The 351-nt window shown below is 67.5% G+C and carries 1 protein-coding gene; it reads right to left on the bottom strand.

Going from position 1 to position 351, the window contains the following annotated elements; all coding sequences use genetic code 11:
• The coding region (locus ACTFO6_RS18095) for an FAD-binding oxidoreductase (protein WP_439935786.1) at window positions 1–351 on the bottom strand (351 nt) is incomplete at both ends.

Here is a 351-nt window from a genome sequence, read left to right on the forward strand (position 1 = left end):
GCGCACGCCGAAGAACACGTAGCCCTTGTACTGGCTGAAGTAACGCTCCTGGCAGCCGCGGGAGAGGATGGACATCATGCCGGCGATGCCGCTGCCGCCGGCGATGCACAGGACGTTCTTGGCGAGCCCCGGGTAGAAGGTGGCCTTGCCCAGGGGCCCGAAGAGGCGAAGCTGCGCCCCTTGCGCCTGCCCGTCGAAGAGCCATTCGGAGAAGCCGCCGCCGGGCTTTTTCTTCACCACGAACTCGAGCGCCTGCGCCCGCCGCTCGAAGTTGACCATGGAGTAGCCGCGAAAGCCCCGCACCGTGGGGGCCTCCGTCAGCACGAACTGGCCGGCGTCGAAGTCCATGGG

The sequence above is a fragment of the Pelomicrobium sp. G1 genome (assembly GCF_051905455.1).
Classification (GTDB): Bacteria; Pseudomonadota; Gammaproteobacteria; order Burkholderiales; family UBA6910; genus Pelomicrobium.